The following is a 25,143-nucleotide window of genomic DNA, read 5'->3' on the forward strand; positions in this document are numbered from 1 at the left end:
GCGACAGGAGGGACATCATGCTGAAAACCCTCGCGGTCCGGCAGGCCGACATCGGCGATGCCATCGCCGACACCTGGAGGTCGGTGCTGCTCTTCATCCCGAAGGCAGTGGCCTTCATCGTCATCCTCGTGGTCGGCTGGCTCATCGCCAGAGCCGTCCTCAAAATCGTGGATACGGTGCTGGAACGGGTGCGCTTCGACCAGGCGGTCGAACGCGGTGGCATCAAACGGGCCCTGGAGAGAACGAAGTACGACGCCAGCGACATCCTGGCCAGACTGGCGTACTACGCCGTACTGCTGTTCACGCTGCAGTTCGCCTTCGGAGTCTGGGGACCCAACGCGATCAGTGACCTGATCAGCGGCGTGGTGGCCTGGCTGCCGCGGGCGTTCATCGCGATCGTCATCGTGGTGGTGGCGGCCGCGATCGCCAACGCTGTCCGGGATCTGGTCACCGGGGCGCTGGGAGGGCTCTCGTACGGCAAGGTCCTGGCCGATCTGACGGCGATCTTCATCATCGCGCTCGGTGTGATCGCCGCCCTCAACCAGGTGGGTATCGCCACCACGGTGACGACTCCGGTGCTGATCGCGGTGCTCGCCACGGTGGCCGGCATCCTGATCGTCGGCGTCGGCGGTGGTCTCGTGAAGCCGATGCAGAACCGCTGGGACGGCTGGTTGCAGCGGGCGGCCCAGGAGGCTCGGGCGGTGCAGCAGCAACGTCAGGCCGCGTCGGCCGGGCGTAGCGACGTGGAGCGGCAGATGGCCGACCGCGGGGGTGACCGCACCCAGGCCATGCCTCGGGTGGACGAAGCCCAGCAGTACCGCTCGTAGCGGGCGGAACGGCACGACGGGTGGGGAGGGTGTTCCGCGTACGACGCGGGGTGCCCTCCCCTCGCGTGTCAGTGCCGATCGAGTGCGCGAGCCAGCGCGCAGACCGCGACGAGGCGGGTGAGCAGCCACTCCGGCTGGCTCCAGTCCACCGACCCGCTGGGTGGCGTCCACCCGTGCTCCAGGGCGGCGGCGCGCACCCCCTCGGCGTAGCCGGCGAGCGCCGCGGCGCTCAGCGGCGTGCGGTCGCCGTCGAGGCTGTCCCGGACGGCCGCCGCATGCTGGTCGACGAGGGCCAGCAGGCCCGGGCGCGCGGCGGCGGCGGCGAGCCCGACAGTGCCCACGGAGACGGTGAGGGCGGCCAGGGTGGACCGCGCCGAGTCGACGGCGGTACGGGAGGCGACCCGGTTGAACGGCACACGCATGGTGACCGAGGCTAACCGACCAGTGACCGTGTCGACCTCGTCCGCTCGGCGGATGTCGGGTGCGCCACTGAGGCGGTCGACGCTGGCCTGGGGGATTGATCCGGCACAGACGGGGCAGCAGGAGAACACCCAGGAATGACGGCACCCGGCACGGAGGCACGGATGGGACAGCAGGCGGACGGACCCGACGAGCGGCACCGGCGGCCGGACGGCGTCAGCGACGCGACGGTCGCCGCGCTCGGCAAGCTCAGCGAGGCGCTGGAATGTGTGGAGCGGGCCCGGGGGCACCTCTACTCGGTGCACCAGTTGATCGGCCACGCCGACCTGATGCTCGACGACGCGGTGGAGCAGTTTCGCGCCGCCGGGCATCCGCACCTCGCCGACCGGATCGCCACTGAGCTACGCGGCCGCAACGTCATCGCCGGACGGTGGACGTTTCAGATCGTCGAGGACTTCGACGACGGCTACCACGCGCTGTTCCGCGAGTTGGACCAGCAGGCCCGCGACGAGTTGGTGGGTGGGCGGCGCCACCTCTACGAGGCGGAGATGAAGGAACGCCGCCGGAGCCGGGGCCGGCCGGGCCACGAGGCCCGGCCGGGTGGCGAGGGCTAGTCGCTTGTCGCGTCGGCCGGGCGACGCCGTGCCGCGTCGTCAGCGATGATCACGGTGGCCACCATCAGCGCGACGCAGAGGCTGAACAGCCACGACTCGTCGGCGACGAGCCAGGCGGACACGGGTGCCTGGAGCGCGGCGAGCAGGAAGCCGAGCCAGGCGAGTTTGCGCTGACGCGTGGAGAGGATTCCGGAGCCTTGATGCATCCCGAAATTCTTACGCGAACCGGCCGGCTTGCCGTCCTCCGATCGGCCGATTCTGGATGAGCTGTCCGTTTTCTCGACCGTACGGACACGACTTCTTTGCGCCGCGAGCGATCGGGTGCCGACGGCGCTAGGGTGCCCCTGCGGCAGGATGGTGTCTCGTGTCCACCGCGCCCGCGCGTCCCCGCGCCGCACTGCTCCTGCTGTCCTACCTCGCGTTCGTCAGTCTCGGCCTGCCCGACGGCCTGCTCGGCGTCAGCTGGCCCTCGATCCGAGGCGACTTCGACGTACCGACCGAGGCCGTCGGGTGGGTGCTCACCGCCGGCACCGTCGGCTATCTCACCTCCAGCGTGCTGGCCGGCTTCACGCTGGCCCGGGTCGGCGTGGGCGCCCTGCTCGCCGGCAGCACCCTGGTGGCCAGCCTGGCGCTGACGGGCTACTCGGTGAGCCCCGTGCTGGCGGTGCTGGTGGGCTGCGCGCTGCTGCTCGGGCTCGGCTCCGGCGCTGTCGACTCCGGGCTCAACGCGTACGCCGCCGGGGCCTTCGGGCCCCGCCACATGAACTGGTTGCACGCCTTCTTCGGCCTCGGCGTGGCCATCGGCCCGCTGATCATGACCGCGGTGCTGAGCGCCGGGCTGGCCTGGCGCTGGGGGTACGGCATCGTGGCCGCCGCCCAACTCGTCCTCGCCGTCGCGTTCGTGCTCACCGCGCGGGCCTGGCGCCGTGACGCCCCAGCCGGCACCGAAGCGGGCGCGGCTGTCCAGGGCGTGCCCGGCGCCACGGATTCCGGGCCGGCGTCGACCGTCCAGGTTCCGGTTCGGGACACGCTGCGGTTGCCGGCGGTCTGGTCGGGGTTGCTCGCCTTCGCGCTGTACGTGGCCATCGAGGTGTCCGCCGGCCTGTGGGCGTTCCTGCTGCTGACCGAGGGGCGCGGGCTCAGCGCGGCGTTGGCCGGCGGCTGTGTCTCCGCGTACTGGGGCAGTCTCTTCGTCGGCCGGGTCGTGCAGGGTCTGGTGGCCGAGCGCTTGGGGGCGGGGTTGGTGTTGCGGGCCAGCCTGGCCGGAATGGCCGTCGGCGCGGCGCTGATCGCCGTTCCCGGCCCGGCCGCCCTGGCGGTGCTCGGCCTTGTCGTTGTCGGTTTCGCCGCCGCGCCGGTGTTTCCGCTGCTCACCCTCACCACCGCCGAACGGGTCGGCGCGGCGCACGCGGACCGGGCCATCGGGATGCAGATCGGCGCCTCGGGCGTCGGCGCTGCGCTTGTCCCGGCCGGGCTGGGCGTGCTGATCGGCAACACGTCGGTGCAGGTGCTGGGCGCGGCTCTGCTGGTGCTCGCGCTGGCGCTGATCGCGCTCTACGAGTGGGGTGCCCGTCGCTCGCCCGGCCGGCCCACCGGGCGGCCGGCGCCCAGTCAGCCCGGCGGGGAGGGTCAGCCCGCGTCCGGGCCGGTCCGCCCGGTGGTGGACGGGCGGTAGCGGCGCTCCGGATCGGTGTCCTCCCGGCTGTTGCCCTGGGCCTGCCCCTTACGGTCGTCCGCTGCCGGCCCGTGCCCGAACGTCGCCTCTTCCCCCGCGTCGTTGCCGGTCACGTCGTCGGCCTGCCCGTCGAGGCTGGAGCCGGCCACGGCCTGCTCCAGCTCTTCCAACGGAAGCCGTTCCTCGTCCCGCCACACCCTGATGTTGTCGTCGGTCATGTCTTCAGCGGTACCCGGGCGCGATGATCGCAAACGGTGGTGTGCGACAAGGCTCGGATACGGCGATGGCCGCCGGGAATCCCGGCGGCCATCGCAGGTCACTGCTCACCGTCACGGCTGCGGACGGTCCACCTGTCCGCGCCAGGCGCCGGTCTCCTGACCACGCCGCTCGATGTAGGTCTTGAACCGTTCCAGGTCGCCCTTGGCCCGTCGGTCGACGATGCCGAGCTTGTCGCCGGCCTGCTCGACCACGCCGTGCGGCTCGAACTCGAGCTGCAGGGTGACCCGCGTCTTGTCCTGGTCCAGTCGGTGGAAGGTCACCACGCCGGCCTGCTGGGTGCCGTCGGTCGAGCGCCAGGCGACCCGCTCGTCGGGGAGCTGTTCGGTGATCTCCGCGTCGAACTCGCGCTTCACACCGGCGATGTCAACGGTCCAGTGGGTCATCGTGTCGGAGAGCTGCCGGACCTCCTGCACACCCTCCATGAACTCGGGGAACTGTTCGAACTGCGTCCACTGGTCGTACGCGGTGCGTACGGGTACGGAAACGTCCACATGTTCGGTAACGCCACTCATCGGGGAACCTCCTTCAGCCACTGGTGGATTGCCGGATCGGGGGCGATCCTGGTCACCAGCGAGTTGTCTCGTTCTTGTTGCCCAGCGCCGCCCACACCTCGGAGACCGTCTGGTAGACGGTGCCCTCGGGCAGCCGTTCCAGCGACGCCACGATGTCGTCCGGCGCCTCGTTCTCACGGGCGCTGGCAATGAGCACCAGACGGTCGCCCGGCAGCGCGCTCATCGAGATGAACCGGCCGAGCCGGCTGCGCTGCTCGACGTCCGTAGAGCTCATGCCCTGCGGGGTGCCGGTGCGCAGGTCGCCGGCCGGGGCGGTGGTCGTCTCCGGCTGGTCCTCGCCAGCCGGTTCCGGCACCCGCGACTCGTCGACCCGAGAGCCACCGGTCCCCGGCCCCTGTACGAGGCCGCTGACCTCCTGACTCATCTGTTCGTCGATCCTCGGTCCGTGCTTGCTGTTGCCACGCTCCATGCCTTCTGCGCTACCCGGCACCTCACCCGATAAACCGGCACCGGGCCACGAACCGGCCCTCGGTTCGGCGGCGAACCGGACACCGCCGCCGAACGGAGGCCTACTCGTCGGCGGGCTTGCGGGGCGGCAGCACCGGCTCGTCCGGGTCCGGGTCGCCGGCCTGCAACTGCCGCCCGCGCTGCACCTCGGCGTTGATCTGCACGCCCAGCATCAGCGCCGAGTTGGACAGGTAGAGCCAGACCAGGAACGCGATGGCCGCCCCGAGGCTGCCGTAGGTGGTGTTGTACGAGCTGAAGTTGGCCACGTAGAGGCCGAAGCCGAAGGAGGCCGCCGCCCAGGAGATCAGGGCCACCGCGCCGCCGGGGGTGAGCCAGCGAAACCGGGGCTGGCGCACGTTCGGCGCGATCCAGAACAGCAGGGACAGCAGCGCCATCATGATCATGGCGAGGACCGGCCACTTCGCCACGCTCCACGTCGTGCGGGCCAGGCCGCCGGCATTGACCAGGTCGCCGACCGCATCGGTGACCGGCCCACTGACGATCAGGCCCAGGGCGACGACCGCGAGCAGCACCAGCGTGACCGCCGCCAGACCGATCTGTAGCGGCCGAAGCTTCCACACCGGGCGGCCCTCGGTCACCCCGTAGACGGCATTGGAGGCGCGGGTGAAGGCGCCGATGAAACCCGACGCGGACCAGAGCGCGCCGAGCAGGCCGAAGCTCAGCAGCAGCTTGGGGTTGCTCTGGTCGAGCACCACGGTCTGGAGCACGCCGACCACGCCGCCCTCGTCGTTGGTCAGCACCGAACCGGCGCCCACCTGGTTGGCAAGGTCGACCACAGTGTCCAGGGTCCGCTCCCCGTCAGAGACCAGACCGACCAGCGCCACCACCACGATGGCGGACGGAAAGAGCGCCAGCACCCCGTAGTAGGTCAGCGCCGCGGCCCAGTCGGAGCAGTTGTCGTTGACGAAGTTCTGGACGCTGCGGACCAGCACCCCGCGCCAGGTCCGCCAGCTCAACTGCCGCATCCGTCGGGGCACCCCCCGGGTGCCCGGTGTGCCGTCGAGCGTCGTACCGGGCTCCGTGGTCGTCATGCCCGCTCCCTGCGCCCCGGCCGCCGGATGACCGGTCGTCCGGTCTGGCCTGGCCCGGCGGTACCCGGATGGTGAAATCGACAAACCCACCCGGTACCCGACCGCCGCCGCTATGGTTTGCCGCCCGGTCACCGGGGAACGGTCACAGTGACCCTGTCGACACGGAGGAGGACGAGATGCCCGGGCGCGAAGACCTGCCCAGCACGCTGCGGCGCTCCCCGGAGAAGGCGCAGCGCACCTGGGAAAAGACGCACGACTCGGCGGTCGAGACCTACGGCGAGGGGGAGCGGTCGCACCGCACCGCCTTCGCCGCCGTGAAGCATCAGTTCGAGAAGGTGGGCGACCACTGGGAGCCGAAGGGCCGCAAGGGCCCCAGCGACCAGCAGGCCGCCGGCGGCGGGCCGGAACGACGGGCGCCCACCGCCGGTGGCGTGGACGCCAACGCCACCAAGGACCACCTGATGTCGGTGGCCCGCAAACTCGACGTGCCCGGTCGGTCGAGCATGACCAAACCGGAGCTGGTCACGGCCATCGAGAAGGCCAACGACCGCGCGACCCGCAAGGCCCGCGGCGACTGATCGCCGCCGCACCGGAGCACAACCGACGCGGTACGGGCGGACGCGCCACCCCTGCGTCCGCCCGCGCCGTTCACCAGTGCCCGCCCCCCGGCGCCTCGATGTGCACCGCCTTCGTGGCGGTGAACTCGTCCAGCAGTTCCGGGCCGTACCCGAAGCCCTGTCCGCTGGCCCGGCGCGGGTGCGCGGCACCCCCCGGCGCACCCCCGAACACCGCGTTGACCTTGACCGTGCCCACCGGCAGCTCCCGCCAGGCCCGCTGCGCGTGACTCATCGACGGGGTCAACACAGTGGCGGCCAGTCCGTACGGGGAGTCCGCCGCGCAGCGCAGCGCCTCGTCGAACGAGTCGACGACCACCACCGGGGCGACCGGCCCGAAGGTTTCCTCCCGGACCAGCGGCATGTCGTGGCGGCAGTCGGTGACGACGGTGGCCGGGTAGAACGCCCCCGGCCCGTCCGGGACCTCACCGCCCACCAGCACCCGTGCGCCGTCCGCCAGCGCGGCCGCCACCTGCCCGTGCACGTGGTCCCGGTGCCGCCGGTCGACCAGCGGGCCCAGCTCGGTGTCCGGAGCCCGGCCCGGCCCGACCCGCAGCGCCGCGGCGCGTCGGACCAGCGCGGCCACGAAGTCGTCGGCCACCTCCCGGTGCACGTAGAGCCGCTCCACCGCCACGCAGATCTGCCCGGCGTTGGCGAACGCGCCGAGCGCGACCTGCTCCGCCGCCCACTCCGGGTCGACGCCCGCGTCCACGATCAACGGGTCGCTGCCGCCGTTCTCCAGGAGCACCTTCGCGCCGGTCCGGGCCGCCGCGGCGGCGATCGCCCGCCCGGTCGCTGTGGAACCCACGTGGGCCACCACGTCGACGTCCTGCGCCGCCAGCGCCGCACCCACCTCCGGGCCGCCGGTGAGCAGTGACAACACCCCGGCCGGCAGTGCCTGGTCCAGCGCCCGGGCCAACAGCCAACCCGTCGCCGGTGTCCGTTCGCTCGGCTTGTAGAGCACCACGTTCCCGGTCACCAGGGCAGCGCCGAGCAGTCCACAGGAGACCGCCACCGGGTCGTTCCAGGGGGTGATCGCCGCGACCACGCCGCGTGGCTGTGGGGTGAGGAAGTCCAGCGCGTCGGTGTCGCCGTTCAGCGTGCGCCCGCCGCGCAGCGGCGCCAGTTCCGCATACTGTCGCAGGGTGCCGATCCCCGCCTCGACGCCGCCGCGGGCGTCCGCCAACGGCTTGCCCATCTCCGCGGTGACCGCAGCCGCCAACTCCTCGATCACCGCCTCCACCGCGTCCGCGGCCCGGTGCAGCGCCGCCGCCCGTTCCGCCGGGGCGGTCGCCGCCCACTGGGACGCCGCGTTGCGGGCCGCCTGGGTCGCCTTGCCCACCTCGTCGGCAGTGGCCACCGGCACCGTGCTCACCGGCGCGTCGTCCGCCGGATCACGCACGACCAGTTCGCCGCCGTCGCCGCCCGCACCCCACACCCCGCCCACCAGCTGCGCAACCGTGTACATGCGGCGCTGGATGCCCCGGCCCCGACGAGGCAAACGCGTTTCGCCCGGTTGCGCGCCGGGTAGGCGGATCCGATGACAACCACCACCGCGCAGAGCGCGGACGCCGTCATCGTCGGCGCCGGGCACAACGGCCTGGTGGCGGCGAACCTGCTGGCCGACGCCGGCTGGGACGTGGTGGTGCTGGAGGCGACAGCGGTGCCCGGCGGCGCGGTCCGCTCCGCCGAGGTCACCGCGCCCGGCTACCTCAGCGACCTCTACAGCTCGTTCTACCCCCTCGGGTACGCCTCACCGGTGCTGGGCGGCCTGGACCTGGGTCGACACGGGCTGTCCTGGCGGCACTCGCCGGACGTGCTGGCGCACCTGCTGCCGGACGGTCGAGCCGCGGTGGTCAACCGGGATCCGGACGTCACGGCCGCGTCGCTGGAGCAGTTCGCCCCCGGGGACGGTAAGCGCTGGCTCAACGCGTACACCGACTGGCTCGACGTGGCCGAGCCGATGCTGGAGGCGATCACCTCGCCGTTCCCGCCGGTACGCGGCGGGCTGGGTCTCCTGCGTCGGTTGCGCGTCGCCGGCGCGCTGCGACTCGCGCGGCGCCTGGTCGTACCGGTCCGCAAGCTCGGCGACGAACTCTTCGACGGTCCCGGCGGGCCGGCCCTGCTGGCCGGCTGTGCCCTGCACACCGACCTCTCCCCGGAGGAGGCCGGCTCCGGGGTGTACGGCTGGCTGCTGGCCATGCTCGGCCAGCAGGTCGGCTGGCCGGTCCCAGACGGCGGCGCCCAGCGGATCACCAACGCGCTGGTGGATCGGCTACAGGCGCGCGGCGGGACGATCATCTACGGTGCCCGGGCCGATCGGGTGCTCACCGCCCGGGGCCGGGCGATGGGGGTCCGGACCGTCGGCGGCGCGCTGTGGCGGGCCAGGCGGGCAGTGCTCGCCGACGTGCCGGCGCCGGCGCTCTACCTCGACCTGGTCGGCGCGGCGGCACTGCCGTCCCGGCTGGTGGAGGACCTGGCGCACTTCCGGTGGGACGGCTCCACGCTGAAGGTGGACTGGGCGCTCTCCGCGCCGGTGCCCTGGACGAACCGGCAGTTGGCCGGCGCCGGCACCGTGCACCTCGGCGCGGACCTGAACGGACTCACCCACTACGCCAGCGAGTTGGCCCGTGGCGAGCTGCCCCGCGACCCGTTCCTGCTGGTGGGGCAGATGTCGGTGGCGGACCCGAGCCACTCCCCGCCGGGTACCGAGTCACTCTGGTCGTACACCCATCTGCCGTTCCGGCGAAACTGGCGGGCCGAGGAGGTAGCCGGGCACGTGCAGCGGATGGAGGACGTGCTGGAGGCGGCGGCCCCGGGTTTCCGAAGCCTGATCGTGGGCCGACACGTGGCCGGACCGGCCGACCTGGAGAAGGGCAACCCGAGCCTGGTCGGTGGCACGCTCGGCGGCGGGACCGCCGCCGCGTACCAGCAGCTCTTCCTGCGCCCGATCCCTGGCCTGGGCCGGGCGGACACTCCGGTGGACCGGCTCTTCCTGGCCAGCGCGTCGGCGCACCCCGGCGGCGGTGTGCACGGCGCGCCGGGCGCGAACGCGGCCCGCGCCGCGCTGGCCCGCGACCGCGCGCTCACCGGCCGCGCCTACGCCGCTGCCATTTCCACCGCCCACCGCGCCATCTACCCCGACCAACCCACCGCCCCGCCCCCGCCTGGCTCTCGGTGATCAAGAGATTTGCGTCAGATCTGCCGGCGCTGACGACGCAAACCTCTTGATCACCCGGGTGGGGAGGGGAGGGGGAGGGGGGTGGGGTGGGGTTTGGGGTTAGCGGGTGATGTTGCGGTGTTTGCTGCGGAGGCGGAAGGGCATGAGCGCGCTCTCGACCTTGGTCGCGGTGGTCATCTTGGAGACACCGTCGCGCCGCTCCTCGAAGCGGATCGGCACCTCCAGGATGGTGTGCCCCAGCTTGGTGGCGAGGTAGTGCATCTCCACCTGAAAGCTGTAGCCGTTGGACTGCACGCGCTCCAGGTCGATGTCGCGCAGGGCCTCGGCCTGCCAGATCTTGAAGCCGGCGGTGAGGTCCCGGATGCGTACCCGCAGCAGGGTGTGTACGTAGAGGTTGGCCCAGCCACTGAGCGCCCGGCGGTAGAGCGGCCAGTTCTCGTCCAGCTCGCCGCCGGGCACGTACCGGGAACCGATCACCACGCTGGCCTGGGTGGAGAGCAGCGCGCCGAGCATCCCCGGCAGCGCCTCGGGCGGGTGCGAGAGGTCGGCGTCCATCTGCGCCACGTACTCGGCGCCGCCCTCGATCGCCCGGGTCATCCCGTCCACGTACGCCCGGCCGAGGCCCTCCTTGCCGGCGCGGTGCACGACCTCGATCCGGTCGGGGTGCTCGATGGCCAGCTTGTCGGCCACCTCCCCGGTGCCGTCAGGGGAGTTGTCGTCGGCGACGAGGATGCGCAGCCCCGGCAGCGGCAGTGCGAGCAGTCGCTCGACCAGCGTCGGGAGGTTGCCCGCCTCGTTGTACGTGGGCACGACGACGGTCAGGCGTGCGTCCCGCCACGGCGACGGCAACTGCACCGGCTTGATCATGTCGGTCATCCTCGGTTTGCGGACAAGGGTCATGGAAAGGGTATCTAGTTCCCGGATTCGGTCCGAGGGAGGCACCCCTTTCGGGCGTTGCGGACCCTCGCCGCCTACCGGGCGCGGGTGTCTAGGCCCTGGTCAAGGGCTTGTGCTGGTCAGCGCCGTCGGCGAGCGACAGCGCTGAGGGCGAGCGCCGCGACGGCGAGCGCGACACCGGAGAGCGCCGGTTTGTGCGTGCCGACCCAGAGCGCCGCAGAATGGTCACGCGCCTGTTCGCGGAAAACACCCGCCGTGCCCCGGTCCGTGTCCGCGTCGCCGGGGTGATCCAGATTGTCCCGCCAGGTCGCTGGATCGATCTTCTGGCCGGTCTGCTGGCTGTCGTAACCGTCGCGGGCCAGCTTGCGGTCCAGCAGGCCGGGGAACAGGGCGTCGCCCACCCGGGCCTGCCAGGTCGGGCCACCGACGTTCAGCTCCCTGGTGCCACGGTCGGCGGCCCAGAGGATGGCCCGAGCGGCCAGTTCCGGCGTGAAGATCGGCGGCACCGGCTGCGGATGCCGGGGCAGCCGGGTGCGGACCCAGGAGAACTGCGGCGTGTTGACGGCGGGTAGCTGCACCATCGACAACTTCACCGCCGGGCAGTCGTGCAGCAGCTCGGCACGCAGCGAGTCGTTGAACCCCTGGACGGCGTGCTTGCTGGCGCAGTACGCCGACTGGAGCGGGATTCCCCGGTAGGCCAACGCCGAGCCCACCTGCACGATCGTGCCCCGCCCGTGCGCCCGCATGTGCCGCAGCGCGGCGAGGGTGCCGTGCACGGTGCCCAGGTAGGTGACCTCGGTGACCCGACGGAACTCCCTCGCCGGAATCTCCCAGGCCGGCGCGAACACCGACGCCATCGCGTTGTTGATCCACACGTCGATGCCGCCCCAGCGGTGCACCACGTCGTCGGCGGCCTGCTGCACCGCGCCCGCGTCGGCCACGTCCACCCGGTACACCCGAACGTCGGTCGCGCCGCGCAGCCGGCACTCCCGCTCGGCGGCGGCCAGACCCGCCTCGCCCCGAGCCAGCAGCGCCAACCGGGCGCCGCGTGCCGCGTACGCGTGGGCGACGGCCCGGCCCACGCCGGCGCTCGCGCCGGTCACCACGACGGTCCGGGTCACGGGGCCCCCTTCTGTCGGGTGGCGATGTCGGCGAGCCGGTCCAGCGTCTCCCGGTTCCGGAGGTGCAGCACCAGGTCGTTGATCTTGTTGTGGACCCACCGCAGCGGGCCAGCCGCGAAGTCCTCCCCGAGGCGCACCCGGGTGGCGCCGTCGCCGACCGGCTCCAGGGTGAAGGCCACTATCGCCTCGCCCGCCGGCCAGAGCCCGGCCTTGAGCACGAGCCGGTGCGGCGGCTCGCAGACCAGCACCGTCGAGGCGTCCTGCAAGGAGAGCGGCCACGGCCCGGCACGGTGGTGCAGTTGGCTGCCCACCCGGGGCCAGGCGTCGTCCACGTCCCGCATGTGCGCCGTGCCGACCACCCAGTCGCTGTACGTCCATCCGTCCGCGAGCACGTCGAACACCTGCTGGGGGGAAGCGTCGATCACTTTCTCCACAATCGCCACCGGGATCCCATACCCGGAGCACGGCACGGGCTAACAGCTGACCGGGTTAGCTTCTCTCAGACGGCGGGTAAGGCCGACCCGGGGCATCGCTGGCGGCGCTGGCCCACCCCCTCGACGACGACGTTTACTCCTCGGGGCGCAGGGAACCCGCCGGCTGTGCGACAGGACCAGGAGGATCCGTATCAGCGCAGGTCAGCCCAGGTGTACGCCGCTGCTGACCGCGCCGGTTCCGGGTCTGTCGCAAGCCCGCGAGCGGTGCTCTACGACGCGGTGCTGCTGGACCGCGACGGCACCCTGATCGAGGACGTGCCGTACAACGGCGACCCGGAGAAGGTGCGGCCGGTGCCGGGCGCGCGGGCGGCGCTGGACCGGCTGCGCGCGGCGGGGCTGCGGCTGGCGGTCGTCACGAACCAGTCGGGCCTGGCCCGCGGTTACTTCACCGGTGAGCAGATGCGGGCGGTGCACGCCCGCGTCGAGGAGCTGCTGGGGCGGTTCGACGCGTGGCTGGTCTGCCCACACGACGACGCCGACGGCTGTGGCTGCCGCAAGCCGGCGCCGGGCCTGGTGTACGCCGCCGCCCGCGAGCTGGGGACGACGCCGTCCCGTTGCGTACTCGTGGGCGACATCGGCCGGGACGTCGGCGCCGCCATGGCCGCCGGGGCCGCCGGGGTGCTGGTGCCCACCCCGGTGACCCGGCCGGAGGAGGTCGCCGCCGCCGGATGGGTGGCCACCGATCTGCCGGCGGCGGTGGCGGAGATCCTGCGCCGCCAACAGGCCGTGCAGCCCTCGAACCCGCCCACCGAACCGGTGCGGACGGCACTCGTGGTCCGCTCGGACTCGGCCGGTGACGTGCTGGTCACCGGCCCGGCGATCCGCGCCGTCGCGGCCGGAGCGGAGCGGGTGGTGCTGCTGTGCGGGCCGCGCGGTCGGGCCGCCGCCAACCTGTTGCCCGGCGTCGACGAGATCATCGAGCATCCGCTGCCGTGGATCGACCCCGACCCGGGGCCGGTCGACCCGGAGGCGATGCGGAGCCTGTCCGCGCGGCTGGGCGCGGTCGGCGCGGACCAGGCGGTGGTGTTCACCTCGTTCCACCAGTCCGCCCTGCCGCTGGCGCTGCTGTTGCGGATGGCGGGGATCGACCGGATCGCGGCGATCAGCGACGACTATCCGGGCTCGCTGCTGGACATTCGGCACCGGGTGCCGGTGGGCGTGCCCGAACCCGAACGTGCCCTCTCCCTGGCCGCTGCCGCGGGCCACCGGCTGCCCGACGGCGACGAACCGGTCCTGCGGCTCCGCCGGGACGCCGTGCCGCCGCGCCCGGCCGACCTCGGCGATCCGGGGTACGTGGTGCTGCACCCCGGGTCGGCCGCGTCGAGCCGCGCCTGCCCGCCGGAGGTGGCCACCCGGATCGTCGGGGCGCTGGCCGACGCCGGGCACCGGGTGCTGGTCACCGGCGGCCCGCACGAACGCGCGGTCACCGCGCGGGTCGCCGCGGCCGGCGGCACCGACCTGGGCGGCCGCACCGACCTGGCCGGGCTGGCCGCGATCGTCGCGGACGCCAGCGCGGTAGTGGTCGGCAACACCGGGCCCGCGCACCTGGCGGCCGCCGCCGGTGTGCCGGTGGTGAGTCTCTTCGCGCCGACCGTCCCGTTCGGCCAGTGGGGGCCCTACCGGGTGCCCACAGTCCGGCTCGGCGACGCCGCCGCTCCGTGCCGGGACACCCGGGCGGCCAGTTGCCCGGTCCCCGGGCACCCCTGCCTCAGCGGCGTCGACCCGGGCGACGTGGTCGACGCGCTCCGGACCCTCGCCGTCAGTGGTGGTGGCGGCCGATGAACATCCTGCTCTGGCACGTGCACGGCTCCTGGACCACGTCGTTCGTGCACGGCGGCCATCGCTACCTGATTCCCACCACACCCGACCGTGGCCCGTACGGCCTCGGCCGGGCCCGCACCTACCCGTGGCCGGACAGCGCGGTCGAGGTCAGCCCGGAGGAACTGCCCAGCGCTGACGTCGACATGGTCATCCTGCAACGCCCCGAGGAGATCGACCGGGCCGAGCAGTGGCTTCGCCGCCGCCCCGGCCGCGACCTTCCCGCGATCTACGTTGAGCACAACACTCCCAAGGGCGACGTGCCGAACACCCGCCACCCGATGGCCGACCGCGACGACCTGCTCATCGCCCACGTCACCGGGTTCAACCAGATCTTCTGGGACACCGGCGCCACCCGCACCACAGTGGTCGACCACGGCATCGTCGCCCCCTCCGCGTCCTACACCGGCGAGCTGGACCGACTCGCCGTGGTGATCAACGAGCCGGTACGGCGAGGTCGGGTCACCGGCACCGACCTGCTGCCCCAGTTCGCCGAGATCGCGCCGCTGGACGTGTTCGGCATGGGTGTCGCCGGCCTGGCCGACCACCTCGGACTGCCCGCCGACCGGCTGACCAGCCACGACGACGTGCCCCAGGAGCGGATGCACGCCGAACTGGCCCGTCGGCGGGCGTACCTGCACCTGTGCCGGTGGACCTCCCTCGGGCTGAGCCTCATCGAGGCGATGTCGATCGGCATGCCGGTCGTCGCGCTCGCCACCACCGAGGCGGTGACGGCGGTGCCCCCGGAGGCGGGGGCGCTCGCCACCCGGACCGACACCCTGCTCGACGCCGCCCGCCGGTTCATCGCCGAACCGGCCACCGCGCGGCAGGCCGGAGCGGCGGCGCGAACCGCCGCGCGCGACAGGTACGGCCTCGACCGTTTCCTCGCTGACTGGGACCGGCTGCTGGAGGAGGAAGTATGCGGATCGCGATGATCTCGGAGCACGCCAGCCCGCTCGCCGTCCTCGGAGGGGAGGATGCCGGCGGCCAGAACACGCACGTCGCGGAGCTGTCCGCCGCGCTCGCCGCCGCCGGGCACGAGGTGCGGGTCTACACCCGCCGCGACGCGCCCGACCTGCCGGTGACCGTTCGCAGCCCGGACGGGTACGACGTGGTGCACGTGCCGGCCGGCCCGGCCGAGCCGGTGGCCAAGGACGCGCTGCTGCCGCACATGCGGGAGTTCAGCACCTGGCTGATCGAGCGCTGGCGCGGCGGCGACTGGGTGCCCGAGGTGATCCACGCGCACTTCTGGATGAGCGGTCTGGCCGGGCTGACCGCCGGCCGGCAGGCCGGGGTGCCGGTGGTGCAGACGTACCACGCGCTGGGCACTGTGAAGCGCCGCTACCAGGGGGTACAGGACACCAGCCCGGCCCGACGGGTCTCCTACGAGCGGGAGCTGGGCCGCTCGGTGGACCGGATCGTCGCGCAGTGCCGCGACGAGGTGGGCGAGCTGGTCCGGATGGGTGTGCCCCGGTCCCGGATGACAGTGGTGCCCTCGGGGGTCAACCTCGCCACCTTCGCCCCGCTCGGGCCGGCAGCCGACCGGGAACCGGGACGGCCCCGCATCCTCACAGTGGGTCGGCTGGTCGAGCGCAAGGGCTTCCAGACCGTGATCCGCGCGATGGCGCTGGTCCCGGACGCCGAGTGCCTGGTCGTCGGCGGCCCACCCGAGGGGCTGTTGGAGACCGATCCGTACGCCCGCCGGCTGCGGGCCCTCGCCGAGTCGTGCGGGGTGGCCGACCGGGTGCACCTGGTCGGCGCGGTGCCCCGGGAGGAGATGGGCCGCTGGTACCGCTCGGCGGACCTGCTGGTGGCGGCGCCCTGGTACGAGCCGTTCGGGTTGACCCCGCTGGAGGCGATGGCCTGTGGGGTGCCGGTCGTCGGCACTGCCGTGGGCGGCATCCGGGACACAGTTGTCGACGGGACGACAGGTGACCTCGTGCCGGCCCGGGACCCGCGCGCGCTGGCCACCGCGATCCAGGGGCTGCTCGACGACCGGATCAGGCGTTTCGCGTACGCGACGGCGGCGCGGGAGCGGGCCCGGGAGCGGTACTCGTGGGCGGCCACCGCCGAGCGGCTGGTCGAGGTCTACAGCGAGGTGGCCGCAGTGCGCCGGCCGACCCGGGTGGTGGCCTGATGCCGACGGGCAGCCTGCTCGACACCCACCTGACGAATCTCGCGGCGGCGCTGGTGCCGTACCGACTGTGTGAGCGACAGTTGGCGCGCTGGGGGGCGGACCTGGCCCACCGGCTGGCGGCCGGGGGGCGCCTGCTGGTGGCCGGCAACGGCGGCAGCGCCGCCGAGGCCCAGCACCTCACCGCCGAGCTGGTCGGCAAGCTGCACGACGACCGTCAGCCGTTGTCCGCGATCGCGTTGCACGCCGAGACGAGCGCGCTCACCGCCATCGCCAACGACTACGGCTACACCGACGTGTACGCCCGCCAGGTGCGCGCCCACGGCCGCCCGGGCGACGTCCTGCTCTTGCTGAGCACCAGCGGAACCAGCCCCAACCTGGTCGCCGCCGCGCAGGCGGCCCGCGATGTCGGGGTGACCACCTGGGCGCTCACCGGCGCCGCCCCCAATCCGCTCGCCGACGCCTGCGACGACGTGCTGGCCGTCGCGTCCCCGGACACCCAGGTCGTCCAGGAGCTGCACCTGGTGACCAGTCATCTGCTCTGCGAGTACCTCGAACAGGAGTTGCCCGCCGCGCTGGCGGCGGTCGCCGATCCGGCGGTCGTCCACCCCGTGCCCGGGGAGCCCGCACCGGCCGGTCGGCTGCCTGCCGCGCCGGTACGCACCGGGGTCGAGGTGGTGCTCGACGGCGGGCCCGGACAGCAGGTCGACGCGTGAGCCGGACAGCAGGTCGACGCGTGAGGATGAGGAGGCAAGCGTGAGGGGACCGGTGGTGGTGCTCGGGGACACCCTGCTCGACCGGGATGTGGAAGGTGTGGTGAACCGGCTCTGCCCGGACTCCCCGGTGCCGGTGCTCGACGAGACCGTGGCCACCGACCGACCGGGGGGCGCCGGGCTGGCGGCGGTGTTCGCCGCCGCGCAGGGCGCCGAGGTGGTGCTGGTGACCGCGCTCGCCGACGACGCCGGCGGGGCCCGGCTGAGCGCTCTGCTCGCCGCCGCCGGGGTGCAGGTGTACCCACTGGCCCTCTCCGGCGCGACGCCGGAGAAGATCCGGCTGCGGGCCCGGGGGCGGGTGCTGCTGCGCCACGACCGGGGCGGCACGTCCGGGGAGCCGGGTCAGCCCTCCGACGAGGTGCTCCGGGTGATCGCCGCGGCGTCGGCGGTGCTGGTCAGCGACTACGGCCGAGGGGTGGCCCGGCAGCCCGCGCTGCGCGAGGCGTTGGCCGCCACCCGCGCGCCGGTGGTGTGGGACCCGCATCCGCGCGGCCCGGCGGCCGTGCCCGGCGTACACCTGGCCACCCCGAACGAGTCCGAGGTGCGCGAGCTGGTCCCCGCGCTGCCCGGCGCCTCCCGACTGGCCACCGCGTCTCGGGGCGCCCAGGGGCTACGGCGGCGCTGGCGGGCCGGCGCTGTCGCCGTGACGCTGGGCGGTGACGGCGCGCTGCTCTGCCACGCCGGGTCGACGCCGCTGGTGGTGCCGACGCCGGGTAGCGCCGAGGGGGACACCTGCGGCGCCGGCGACCGGTTCGCTGCGGCGGCCAGCCTCGCGCTGGCCCAGGGCGCGCTGGTCTCCGAGGCGGTGCAGGTGGCGGTCGCCGAGGCGTCCGCGTACGTGGCCGGTGGGGGAGTGGCCACGGCGCTGCCTCCGTCGGCGCCTACGGTGCGGGCCAGGAGCGCGCCGGGGCCGCGAGCCCTCCAGCCGGTACCACGAGGTGCTGCGCTGGCCGACCGGGTGGGAGTCGCCGCCGTGGCCACGCTCCTGGGTGAGGTACGCGCCGCGGGTGGCACTGTGGTGGCGACCGGCGGTTGCTTCGACCTGCTGCACGCCGGGCACGTGGCCACCCTGGAGGCGGCCCGGCAGCTCGGCGACTGCCTGATCGTCTGCCTGAACTCCGACGCCAGCGTGGCCGGGTTGAAGGGGCCGGATCGGCCGGTGCAGTCCGAAGGCGACCGGGCCCGGCTGTTGGCCGCCCTGAGCTGCGTCGACGCGGTCCTCATCTTCGACGAGCCGACCCCGGAGACGGCGTTGTCCTGGGTACGCCCCGACGTGTGGGTCAAGGGCGGCGACTACGCCACCGGCGGTGGGGACGAGAGCGCCACGCTGCCGGAGGCGGAGGTCCTGCGCCGCTGGGGTGGGAACACGGTGGTGGTGCCCTATCTGGACGGTCGTTCCACCACCGACCTGATCGTCCGCACGCTCGCGGAGCGGACCCGATGACCGCCACGCGGCCCGGCGCCGGGCCCACCGTCCTGGTCACCGGCGGCGCCAGCGGCCTCGGCGCAGCGGTGGTCGCCGCGGTGGCCGCCTCCGGTGGCCGACCGCTCGTGCTGGACCGGCAGCCGCCGGCCGACGGGGTGTCCTGGACCGAGTGCGACCTGGCCGACACGCGAGCCGCCGAGGTGGCCACCCAGCACCTCGCCGAGCAGGCCGGTGGTCTGGACGCCGTGGTGACCGCCGCCGGCACCGACGTGCCGGGCCGACTCGCCGACCTGCCCGGGGAGACCTGGGACCGGATCGTCGCCGTCGACCTGCTGGCCACCGCGGCGGTGATCCGGGCCGCGCTGCCGTTCCTGCTGACCTCCCGGGGCCGCATCGTCACCGTCGCCTCCACCCTGGGCGTCAAGGCGGTCAGCGACGCCACCGCGTACTGCGCGGCGAAGTTCGGCGTGGTGGGGTTCACCCGAGCCCTCGCCGCCGAGCTGGCCGGTCAGGTCGGCGTCACCCTGCTCATCCCGGGTGGGATGCGCACCGCGTTCTTCGACGAACGTGACCCGCAGTACAAGCCGGGGCCGGACGCGAACCTCAACGAGCCCGCCGACACCGCCGCCGCGATCATGTTCGCGCTCAACCAGCCGCCCGGTTGCGCGGTGCGCGAGATGGTGGTCTGCGCCGAGCAGGAGACCTCGTACCCGTGATCCTCGTGCTGCGCGCCCTCGGCGTCGGCGATCTGGTGACCGCGGTGCCCGCGCTGCGGGCGCTGCGGGCCGCGTACCCGTCGCGGGAGCTGACGCTCGCCGCGCCCGGCTGGCTGGCCCCGCTTGTCGACCTGGTCGGTGGCGTCGACCGGCTGGTGGACACCGCAGGGCTGGATCACCCTCTCCGGGTGGGGTCGGCCCCGCGGGTCGCTGTCAACCTGCACGGGCGCGGCCCGCAGTCGCACCGGTTGCTCGCGGCCACACGGCCCGGTCGGCTGCTCGCCTTCGCCAGCCCGGACGCCGGCTGCGCCGACGGTCCGCGCTGGGCCGCCGACGAGCACGAGGTGGACCGGTGGTGCCGGCTGCTGTCCTGGTACGACATCCCGGCCGACCGCGCCGACCTCAGCCTGCGTCGACCCGCTTCGGCAGGGCTGCCCAGTGGTGTCACAGTGCTGCACCCGGGCAGCAAGATCCCGGCCAAGCGGTGGCCCGCCGAGCGGTTCGCCGCGTTGGCCCGGGCACTGACCGACAAAGGACACCGGGTGCTGCTCACCGGCTCGGCCGACGAACGGGCGTTGGCGGCCCGGGTGGCCGAGGCGGCGGGCCTGAGTTCGGAGACCGTGCTGGCCGGCCGGACCGACCTCGGCGCGCTCGCCGCGCTGGTGGCCGACGCCCGGCTGGTGGTCAGCGGGGACACCGGGGTCGCCCACCTGGCCACCGGGTACGGCACCCCGTCGGTCGTCCTCTTCGGGCCGGTGCCACCGGCGCACTGGGGGCCACCACCGGACCGGCCACGACACCGCGTGCTCTGGGCCGGCGAGGCGGATTGGCCCAGGTGGGATGGGGTAGGAAGCCACCCGACACTGGCGGCTCTGCACCTCGACGAGGTGCTGGCCGCCGTGGCCGAGGTGGAGAGGGTGGTGCGGGTCTCCGGTGCGGTTGCGGCGTAGCGACCCGGGTCGACCGGGGTACGGACGGCGTCGGCGCGGACGGGGTTGGCTCTTCGTCGACCCGTCCGGGGCTCCGGTGCGGGATCCGGATGTCCTGACCCGGCTGCGGGAGTTGGTCATCCCGCCGGCCTGGCAGGACGTGTGGATCGCGCCGCACCCGAACGGGCACATCCAGGCGATCGGGATCGACGCGGCCGGACGCAAGCAGTACGTCTACCACCCGCGGTGGCGGGAGAAGCAGGACGAGGCGAAGTTCGACCACATGCTGGAGGTGGCCCGGCGGCTGCCGGCGCTGCGTGAACGGGTGGGGCGCGACCTGGACGGCCGTGGACTGGGCCGGGACCGGGTGCTGGCGACGGTGACCCGCCTGCTGGACATGGGGATGTTCCGGGTCGGCAGTGACCAGTACGCCAACGGCGACGACCCGACGTACGGAGTGTCCACCCTGCGCCCCGAGCATGCCCGGTCCCGGCGCGGCTGCGTGGTGTTCGTGTTTCCCGCGAAGGGGGGCATCGAGCAGGTACGCCGGATCGAGGACCCGGAGCTGTGCCAGGTGCTGGTGAATCTGCGCCGTCGCCGGCGATGGGCGGACCGGCTGTTCGGCTACTGGGACGGTCGGGAGTGGCGCGACGTGCGCAGCGACGAGGTCAACGGATACCTGCGCGACGCCAGCGGTGGGGAGATGACCGCGAAGGACTTCCGTACCTGGCACGCCACTGTGCTCGCGGCCACCGAGTTGGCCACCGCCGGTCCGGCCCGCTCGGTGACCGCCCGGCGTAAGGCGGTGGTCGCCGTGATGCGTGAGGTGGCGGAGCTGCTGGGCAACACACCGACGGTGGCGCGGGCGTCCTACGTGGACCCACGGGTGGTCGACCTCTACCACGACGGGGTGGTGGCGTCGGTGGATCCGCAGACGCCTCGCGAGGAGGCGGAACAGGTCGTCCTGAAGCTGCTGGAGGGGGCCTGACCGGCCCCGTCGGCGGTCCTGGGGGGAAGCGCGACGGGGCCGGAGCCTCGGGCGTCAGCGGGGTGCCACCGGGCGGCCGCCCGCCGCTCGCGCGGCGGGCGCCTCGCCACGGCCCCCGTTGGCGGCAGACCAGTGACGGCCGGCCGCGTTGGGTGTCAGTCTGCCGGCAGCGAGTTGACAGTGGACGCCTGGCGGTTGACGATCCGCGCCAAATCCGAGCCACCGTCGCGGTGTTCCTGCGGGGTGGTGCCGTACGCGGCCCGGAATGCCCGGCTGAAGTGGGCCTTGTCGGGGAACCCCCACCGCGCCGCGACGGTCTGCACGGGCTGATTGCGCAGCGCCGGGTCGGTCAGGTCGCGCCGGCACCGGGCGAGCCGCAGATCCCGGATGTACGACGCCACAGTGGCGTCCTCGGCCTCGAACAACCGGTGCAGGGACCGCACCGAGATGTGGTGGGCGTCGGCGACGACCTGCGGGCCGAGCGTCGCGTCGCCGAGGTGGCGGTGGATGTACGACTGCACCTGGGTGAGCAGCGCGCGGCGGCGGACCTCGGTGGGTACGGCGTCCTCGGCGACGAGGTGCCGGCCGAGCATGGTGGTGGCCAGGTCGAGCCCCACCGCGCCGAGCCGGCTGGCGTCGGCGGCATGGTACTGCTCGGGGTGCCCTGTCACCTGGAGCAGGAACTGCGCCAGCAGCGCCCCGATCCCCTCGCTGCCGGACATCTGGCCCCCGTAGAGCGCGGCCATCCGCTGTGGTGGCAGTGGCAGGGCGGAGTGCGGGATCATCGTGACGATCGAGCTGGCCTGGTCCCGGTCGGGCTCGGTGGCGTGGTGACAGACGTCGTGCGGCCGGGACGCGTCGTAGAAGGTGAAGTTGCCGGCCAGAATCTCGCTGCGGCGGCCGTCCTGGCTGGACGTGCCGATGCCGCCGGTGGTGAGGGCGAGAATGTACAGCTCCGGGTCGGCCTGACGGACCAGCTTCGGGGGCCGGGTGGCATCCAGGGACGGGTATTCGTACTGCACCAACTGGATCGGGCCGAGCGCTATGAAGTCGGCGCGGGCGGCGAAGTCGTCGGTGTGCGCGGACTGCATGCGCAGCGGCACCGAGGTGCGCGCCACCAGGTCCAGCCACATGCCGAACCGTTCGCCCGGTGGCAGGACCCTGGTGTCGATGGTGTCTCTCGGCAGCATGGAACTCCCTCAGCCCGTCCGGCGGCGGATCAGCGCCTCGACGCCGTCGAGGATCCGGTCCAGGCCGAAGGTGAACTCGTCGTCGGGGTCGTCGTCCTGGGCGAGTACGCCGGCGCTCAGCACCCGGTGTAGCGCGGGGAAGCGGGCCGGGTCGATGAGTCGGGCCACCAGCCGGCCGTACGCCGGCATCATCTCGCTGGGCTCGACGCCGGCCGCCCGGCTGCCCTCGGCGACCTGCGAGGTGAGGGTGGCCTCGTTGCGGACGTACCCGGTGATCAGCAGGAGCACCGACATCTTCTCGCCCTCGCCGAGCGCGGTGCCGTCGAGGCAGCGCAGCCCGTCCTCCATCCAGCCGAGCTGCTGCGGGGTGATCGGTGGGCCGCTGATCGGCACGTGCAGCAGCCAGGACCGTTGCCGCAGTGCCTCGTGCTCGGCCCAGGCCCACCGGGTGAGGGCGGCGCGCCAGTCGTCCTCCGGCGCGGGCGGTCCGGGGGGTGGGCCGTACCCGGTGTCCACCATGAGCATGAGCAGTTCGTCCTTCGAGCCGACGTACCGGTAGAGGGCCATGGTCGCGGCGCCCAACTCCTTGGCCACGCGGCTCATCGAGACGGCCGCCAAGCCGTCGGCGTCGGCCACGCGTACGGCGGCGTCCACGATGGTGGGCACGCTCATTCCCGGCCGGGGGCCCTTGGGTGGTCGCTCCCGTAGCCCCCACGCGCTCTCGATGGACGCCGGGAGCACGGGCCCGCTGTCGTCTGTCTTCGCCGCCACATTTCCTCCTTGCCCCGCCATCCTAGTTCTGCGTATGGTCTACGCATAACAGCGTACGACATACGCAGAAGGGGAAGTGACCATGATGATCACCACCACACCGGCACCGCGAGCGGGCCGGCGGGAGTGGATCGGGCTCACGGTGCTGATGCTGCCGCTGCTCCTGGTCTCGATGGACGTGTCGGTGCTCTACTTCGCCGTCCCGTTCATCAGCGCGGAGTTGCGCCCCACCGCCACCGAGCAACTGTGGATCTTCGACATCTACGGCTTCGTGCTGGCCGGGCTGCTCATCACCATGGGCGCCCTGGGTGACCGGATCGGCCGACGCCGGCTCCTGCTGATCGGCGCCATCGCGTTCGGGGCGGCGTCGCTGCTGGCCGCGTACGCCGACAGCACCGCGACGCTGATCGCCGCGCGTGCCGTGCTCGGCGTCGGTGGGGCCACCCTGATGCCCTCGACGCTCGCCCTGGTGCGCAACATGTTCCACGACGCCAAGCAGCGCGGCACCGCCATCGCCATCTGGACCGCCACCCTCACCGGCGGCATCGCGATCGGCCCGGTGCTCAGCGGCATCCTGCTGGAGCACTTCTGGTGGGGCTCGATCTTCCTCATCAACATCCCGGCGATGCTGATGCTGCTCCTGCTCGCCCCGCTCCTGGTGCCCGAGTTCCGCAACCCGGCGACCGGGCGGTTCGACCTGGTCAGCGCCGCACTGTCGCTCGGCGCCCTGCTGCCGGTGATCTACGGCATCAAGGAGATGGCCCGCGACGGCCTCAGCCCGGTGCGGGTGCTCGCCATCGTCGGCGGTCTGCTGGTGGGGGCGCTGTTCCTGCACCGGCAGCGGACCCGGGCGTACCCGATGGTCGACCTCGCGCTGTTCCGCCGTCGCGGCTTCGCCGGGTCGCTCGCTGTCAACCTGCTGGCGATGTTCGCCATCGTCGGCTTTGCCATCTTCACCACCCAGCACCTCCAGTTGGTGCTCGGCCTGAGCCCGCTGCGGGCGGCGCTGTGGAGCCTCGTGCCGTCCCTCGCCGTGGGTGGAATCGTGCCGGCCGCCGCCGCACTCGCCCAGCGCGTCGAACGGGCGTACCTGATCGGTGCGGGGTTCGGGATCGCCGTGGTCGGCTTCGTGGTCCTGACCCGGGTCACGCCGGAGACGCCGCTGTGGCTGCTGCTCGTCGGCGCCAGTGTCTACGCGGGTGGCCTGGTGATGGTGATGTCCCTCGTCACCGAGCTGGTCCTCGGCGCGGCGCCGCCGGAGCAGGCCGGTGTCGCGTCGGCGCTGACCGAGTCCAGCAGCGAGCTGGGCGGTGCGCTGGGAATGGCGATCCTGGGCAGCGTGGGCGCGGCGGTCTACCGCCGCGAGGTCGTCGACGGCCTGCCGGCCGGACTGCCCGCCGACGCCGGAGCCGCGGCCGAGGAGACCCTGGCCGGTGCGCTCGCGGTCGCCCAGGGGCTGCCGGCGGAGCTGGCCGACGCCGTGCGGCACGCCGCCGCTGTCGCGTTCACCGACGGGCTGCACCTCGCCGCGTACGCCGCCATGGCGGTGATGCTGCTGGGCGCGGTCACCGCGCTGGTCGGGCTGCGCGGCGTCCGACCGGCCGACTCCACGGCGCTCGCCGTCGAGCCGACCGGTCCGGCCGACACGTCGCTGTCGTCGGTCAGTCGATGAGTACGTGCGCGAGCCGGTCGCGGAAACGCCGCTCGGAGTCGCTGACCGACTCGCCGCCGATGCCCAGCAGCCCACCGCTGGACGCGGCGCCCACCACCTGCTCGGCGATCTTCACGAGCCAGTGCTTGTACGCGCCGGCCTCGCCCTCGTCGACCCGCGCGGCCAGCAACGCGCCGGCCTCGCCGGCCCGCAGCAGCACGTCGTCGATGTACGCCCCGGGGTCGGCGGGCGCGATGGCCGGCAACTCCTCGCCGGTGTCCGGGTCACCGACCCGGGTGACGATCTCGCCGGCCACGGCGGCGACCAGCGGGCTGGCCGACTCCCGGCCAGCGGCGATGGTCTCCAGCCCGGCCGCGTTCTCCGCCATGGTCCGGCGGGTGCCGTCGGACTCGGCGGCGCTCGCCGCGGTCAGCACCGACTGCGGCAGGCCGACCAGCAACCCCCACTCCTCGTCGGAGAAACCGAACCCGGTGTACGCCGGCTGCTCGATCACGACAACGCCCCTTCCGCCCTGCTCTGCTTGGTCAATCGAT

The 25,143-nt window shown here is 73.3% G+C and carries 27 protein-coding genes; 14 read left to right on the forward strand and 13 right to left on the reverse strand.

Going from position 1 to position 25,143, the window contains the following annotated elements:
• Positions 1-17: 17 nt before the first annotated feature.
• Entirely contained in the window at positions 18-827 is an 810-nt protein-coding gene (locus OHB44_RS12185) for a mechanosensitive ion channel family protein (RefSeq protein ID WP_238682919.1), read from the forward strand.
• 68 nt (positions 828-895) lie between these two features.
• Here OHB44_RS12185 and OHB44_RS12190 read toward each other — a convergent pair whose 3' ends face one another.
• Positions 896-1,249 (reverse strand): DUF6401 family natural product biosynthesis protein, encoded by a 354-nt coding sequence (locus OHB44_RS12190; RefSeq protein WP_238682920.1) that lies wholly within the window; start codon positions 1,247-1,249, stop codon positions 896-898.
• Positions 1,250-1,411: 162 nt separating this feature from the next.
• Here OHB44_RS12190 and OHB44_RS12195 point away from each other — a divergent pair, with 162 nt between their 5' ends.
• Entirely contained in the window at positions 1,412-1,861 is a 450-nt protein-coding gene (locus OHB44_RS12195) for a hypothetical protein (protein WP_330440823.1), read from the forward strand.
• Here OHB44_RS12195 and OHB44_RS12200 read toward each other — a convergent pair.
• Positions 1,858-2,067, reverse strand: a complete 210-nt coding sequence (locus OHB44_RS12200) for a hypothetical protein (protein ID WP_210787345.1) — start codon at positions 2,065-2,067, stop codon at positions 1,858-1,860. The genes OHB44_RS12195 and OHB44_RS12200 overlap by 4 nt on opposite strands.
• Before the next feature lie 158 nt (positions 2,068-2,225).
• Here OHB44_RS12200 and OHB44_RS12205 point away from each other — a divergent pair, with 158 nt between their 5' ends.
• A complete protein-coding gene (locus OHB44_RS12205; RefSeq protein WP_330440824.1) occupies positions 2,226-3,536 on the forward strand; it encodes an MFS transporter in 1,311 nt (436 codons plus the stop codon).
• Here the strand turns inward: OHB44_RS12205 and OHB44_RS12210 are convergent.
• From OHB44_RS12210 to OHB44_RS12225, 4 genes are all read right to left on the reverse strand, one after another.
• On the reverse strand, positions 3,491-3,754 hold the full coding sequence (locus OHB44_RS12210; RefSeq protein ID WP_266303057.1) for a hypothetical protein: 264 nt from the start codon (positions 3,752-3,754) through the stop codon (positions 3,491-3,493). The two genes, OHB44_RS12205 and OHB44_RS12210, sit on opposite strands and share 46 nt — an antisense overlap.
• A gap of 111 nt (positions 3,755-3,865) precedes the next feature.
• On the reverse strand, positions 3,866-4,327 hold the full coding sequence (locus OHB44_RS12215) for an SRPBCC family protein (protein WP_238682924.1): 462 nt from the start codon (positions 4,325-4,327) through the stop codon (positions 3,866-3,868).
• Between the two features lie 52 nt (positions 4,328-4,379).
• Positions 4,380-4,796 carry a DUF2795 domain-containing protein gene (locus tag OHB44_RS12220; RefSeq protein ID WP_238682925.1) on the reverse strand — a complete coding sequence of 139 codons (417 nt, stop codon included), beginning with the start codon at positions 4,794-4,796 and terminating at the stop codon, positions 4,380-4,382.
• 100 nt (positions 4,797-4,896) lie between these two features.
• Positions 4,897-5,886, reverse strand: coding sequence for a YihY/virulence factor BrkB family protein (locus OHB44_RS12225; RefSeq protein WP_238682926.1), 990 nt, complete (start codon positions 5,884-5,886; stop codon positions 4,897-4,899).
• 176 nt (positions 5,887-6,062) lie between these two features.
• Here OHB44_RS12225 and OHB44_RS12230 point away from each other — a divergent pair, with 176 nt between their 5' ends.
• A complete protein-coding gene (locus tag OHB44_RS12230; RefSeq protein WP_210785235.1) occupies positions 6,063-6,464 on the forward strand; it encodes a ChaB family protein in 402 nt (133 codons plus the stop codon).
• 70 nt (positions 6,465-6,534) lie between these two features.
• Here the strand turns inward: OHB44_RS12230 and OHB44_RS12235 are convergent, their stop codons facing one another.
• Positions 6,535-7,968 carry an aldehyde dehydrogenase family protein gene (locus tag OHB44_RS12235; RefSeq protein ID WP_330440825.1) on the reverse strand — a complete coding sequence of 478 codons (1,434 nt, stop codon included), beginning with the start codon at positions 7,966-7,968 and terminating at the stop codon, positions 6,535-6,537.
• Positions 7,969-8,040: 72 nt separating this feature from the next.
• Between OHB44_RS12235 and OHB44_RS12240 the strand changes: the two genes are divergently transcribed.
• Positions 8,041-9,681, forward strand: a complete 1,641-nt coding sequence (locus OHB44_RS12240) for a phytoene desaturase family protein (RefSeq protein WP_330440826.1) — start codon at positions 8,041-8,043, stop codon at positions 9,679-9,681.
• A 99-nt stretch (positions 9,682-9,780) separates the two neighbouring features.
• On the opposite strand, the gene OHB44_RS12245 is transcribed toward OHB44_RS12240, so the two are convergent.
• The 3 genes from OHB44_RS12245 to OHB44_RS12255 all read right to left on the reverse strand — a co-directional run bounded on the left by OHB44_RS12245 (position 9,781) and on the right by OHB44_RS12255 (position 12,124).
• Positions 9,781-10,548 (reverse strand): polyprenol monophosphomannose synthase, encoded by a 768-nt coding sequence (locus OHB44_RS12245; RefSeq protein WP_238682929.1) that lies wholly within the window; start codon positions 10,546-10,548, stop codon positions 9,781-9,783.
• A 149-nt stretch (positions 10,549-10,697) separates the two neighbouring features.
• Positions 10,698-11,699 carry an SDR family oxidoreductase gene (locus OHB44_RS12250; RefSeq protein ID WP_330440827.1) on the reverse strand — a complete coding sequence of 334 codons (1,002 nt, stop codon included), beginning with the start codon at positions 11,697-11,699 and terminating at the stop codon, positions 10,698-10,700.
• Complete coding sequence (locus OHB44_RS12255; protein WP_330440828.1) at positions 11,696-12,124, reverse strand: SRPBCC family protein; 429 nt, start codon at positions 12,122-12,124, stop codon at positions 11,696-11,698. The genes OHB44_RS12250 and OHB44_RS12255 overlap by 4 nt, the downstream gene beginning before the upstream one ends.
• 174 nt (positions 12,125-12,298) lie before the next feature.
• On the opposite strand from OHB44_RS12255, the gene OHB44_RS12260 reads away from it, so the two are divergent.
• Genes OHB44_RS12260 through OHB44_RS12295 form a run of 8 tightly spaced genes read left to right on the forward strand, consistent with a single transcriptional unit; the run spans position 12,299 to position 20,977 of the window.
• Positions 12,299-13,975 carry an HAD-IIIA family hydrolase gene (locus OHB44_RS12260; protein WP_238682932.1) on the forward strand — a complete coding sequence of 559 codons (1,677 nt, stop codon included), beginning with the start codon at positions 12,299-12,301 and terminating at the stop codon, positions 13,973-13,975.
• Positions 13,972-14,946: a glycosyltransferase gene (locus OHB44_RS12265; protein WP_330440829.1), complete on the forward strand. Its 975-nt coding sequence runs from the start codon at positions 13,972-13,974 to the stop codon at positions 14,944-14,946. Before OHB44_RS12260 ends, OHB44_RS12265 begins: the two co-directional genes overlap by 4 nt.
• Positions 14,931-16,148: a glycosyltransferase gene (locus tag OHB44_RS12270; protein WP_238682934.1), complete on the forward strand. Its 1,218-nt coding sequence runs from the start codon at positions 14,931-14,933 to the stop codon at positions 16,146-16,148. Before OHB44_RS12265 ends, OHB44_RS12270 begins: the two co-directional genes overlap by 16 nt.
• Complete coding sequence (locus tag OHB44_RS12275; protein WP_372488272.1) at positions 16,148-16,861, forward strand: D-sedoheptulose-7-phosphate isomerase; 714 nt, start codon at positions 16,148-16,150, stop codon at positions 16,859-16,861. The genes OHB44_RS12270 and OHB44_RS12275 overlap by 1 nt, the downstream gene beginning before the upstream one ends.
• A 55-nt stretch (positions 16,862-16,916) precedes the next feature.
• Positions 16,917-18,362 (forward strand): PfkB family carbohydrate kinase, encoded by a 1,446-nt coding sequence (locus OHB44_RS12280; RefSeq protein WP_372488275.1) that lies wholly within the window; start codon positions 16,917-16,919, stop codon positions 18,360-18,362.
• Complete coding sequence (locus OHB44_RS12285) at positions 18,359-19,060, forward strand: SDR family oxidoreductase (RefSeq protein WP_210785226.1); 702 nt, start codon at positions 18,359-18,361, stop codon at positions 19,058-19,060. The genes OHB44_RS12280 and OHB44_RS12285 overlap by 4 nt, the downstream gene beginning before the upstream one ends.
• Complete coding sequence (locus OHB44_RS12290; RefSeq protein WP_330440830.1) at positions 19,057-20,010, forward strand: glycosyltransferase family 9 protein; 954 nt, start codon at positions 19,057-19,059, stop codon at positions 20,008-20,010. The genes OHB44_RS12285 and OHB44_RS12290 overlap by 4 nt, the downstream gene beginning before the upstream one ends.
• Positions 19,994-20,977, forward strand: coding sequence for a DNA topoisomerase IB (locus OHB44_RS12295; protein ID WP_330440831.1), 984 nt, complete (start codon positions 19,994-19,996; stop codon positions 20,975-20,977). The genes OHB44_RS12290 and OHB44_RS12295 overlap by 17 nt, the downstream gene beginning before the upstream one ends.
• 155 nt (positions 20,978-21,132) lie before the next feature.
• Here OHB44_RS12295 and OHB44_RS12300 read toward each other — a convergent pair whose 3' ends face one another.
• Together OHB44_RS12300 and OHB44_RS12305 are read right to left on the reverse strand one after the other, a co-directional pair.
• The gene (locus OHB44_RS12300) at positions 21,133-22,167 is read right to left on the reverse strand and encodes a helix-turn-helix domain-containing protein (protein ID WP_330440832.1); all 1,035 of its coding nucleotides are present in this window, start codon (positions 22,165-22,167) and stop codon (positions 21,133-21,135) included.
• A gap of 9 nt (positions 22,168-22,176) precedes the next feature.
• Entirely contained in the window at positions 22,177-22,938 is a 762-nt protein-coding gene (locus tag OHB44_RS12305; protein WP_238682939.1) for a TetR/AcrR family transcriptional regulator, read from the reverse strand.
• Between the two features lie 82 nt (positions 22,939-23,020).
• Between OHB44_RS12305 and OHB44_RS12310 the strand changes: the two genes are divergently transcribed.
• The gene (locus OHB44_RS12310; RefSeq protein WP_330441223.1) at positions 23,021-24,610 is read left to right on the forward strand and encodes an MFS transporter; all 1,590 of its coding nucleotides are present in this window, start codon (positions 23,021-23,023) and stop codon (positions 24,608-24,610) included.
• Here the strand turns inward: OHB44_RS12310 and OHB44_RS12315 are convergent.
• On the reverse strand, positions 24,600-25,103 hold the full coding sequence (locus OHB44_RS12315) for a hypothetical protein (RefSeq protein ID WP_238677252.1): 504 nt from the start codon (positions 25,101-25,103) through the stop codon (positions 24,600-24,602). The two genes, OHB44_RS12310 and OHB44_RS12315, sit on opposite strands and share 11 nt — an antisense overlap.
• Between the last annotated feature and the right edge of the window lie 40 nt (positions 25,104-25,143).

The organism is Micromonospora sp. NBC_00821, from assembly GCF_036347035.1.
Classification (GTDB): domain Bacteria; phylum Actinomycetota; class Actinomycetes; order Mycobacteriales; family Micromonosporaceae; genus Micromonospora; species Micromonospora hortensis.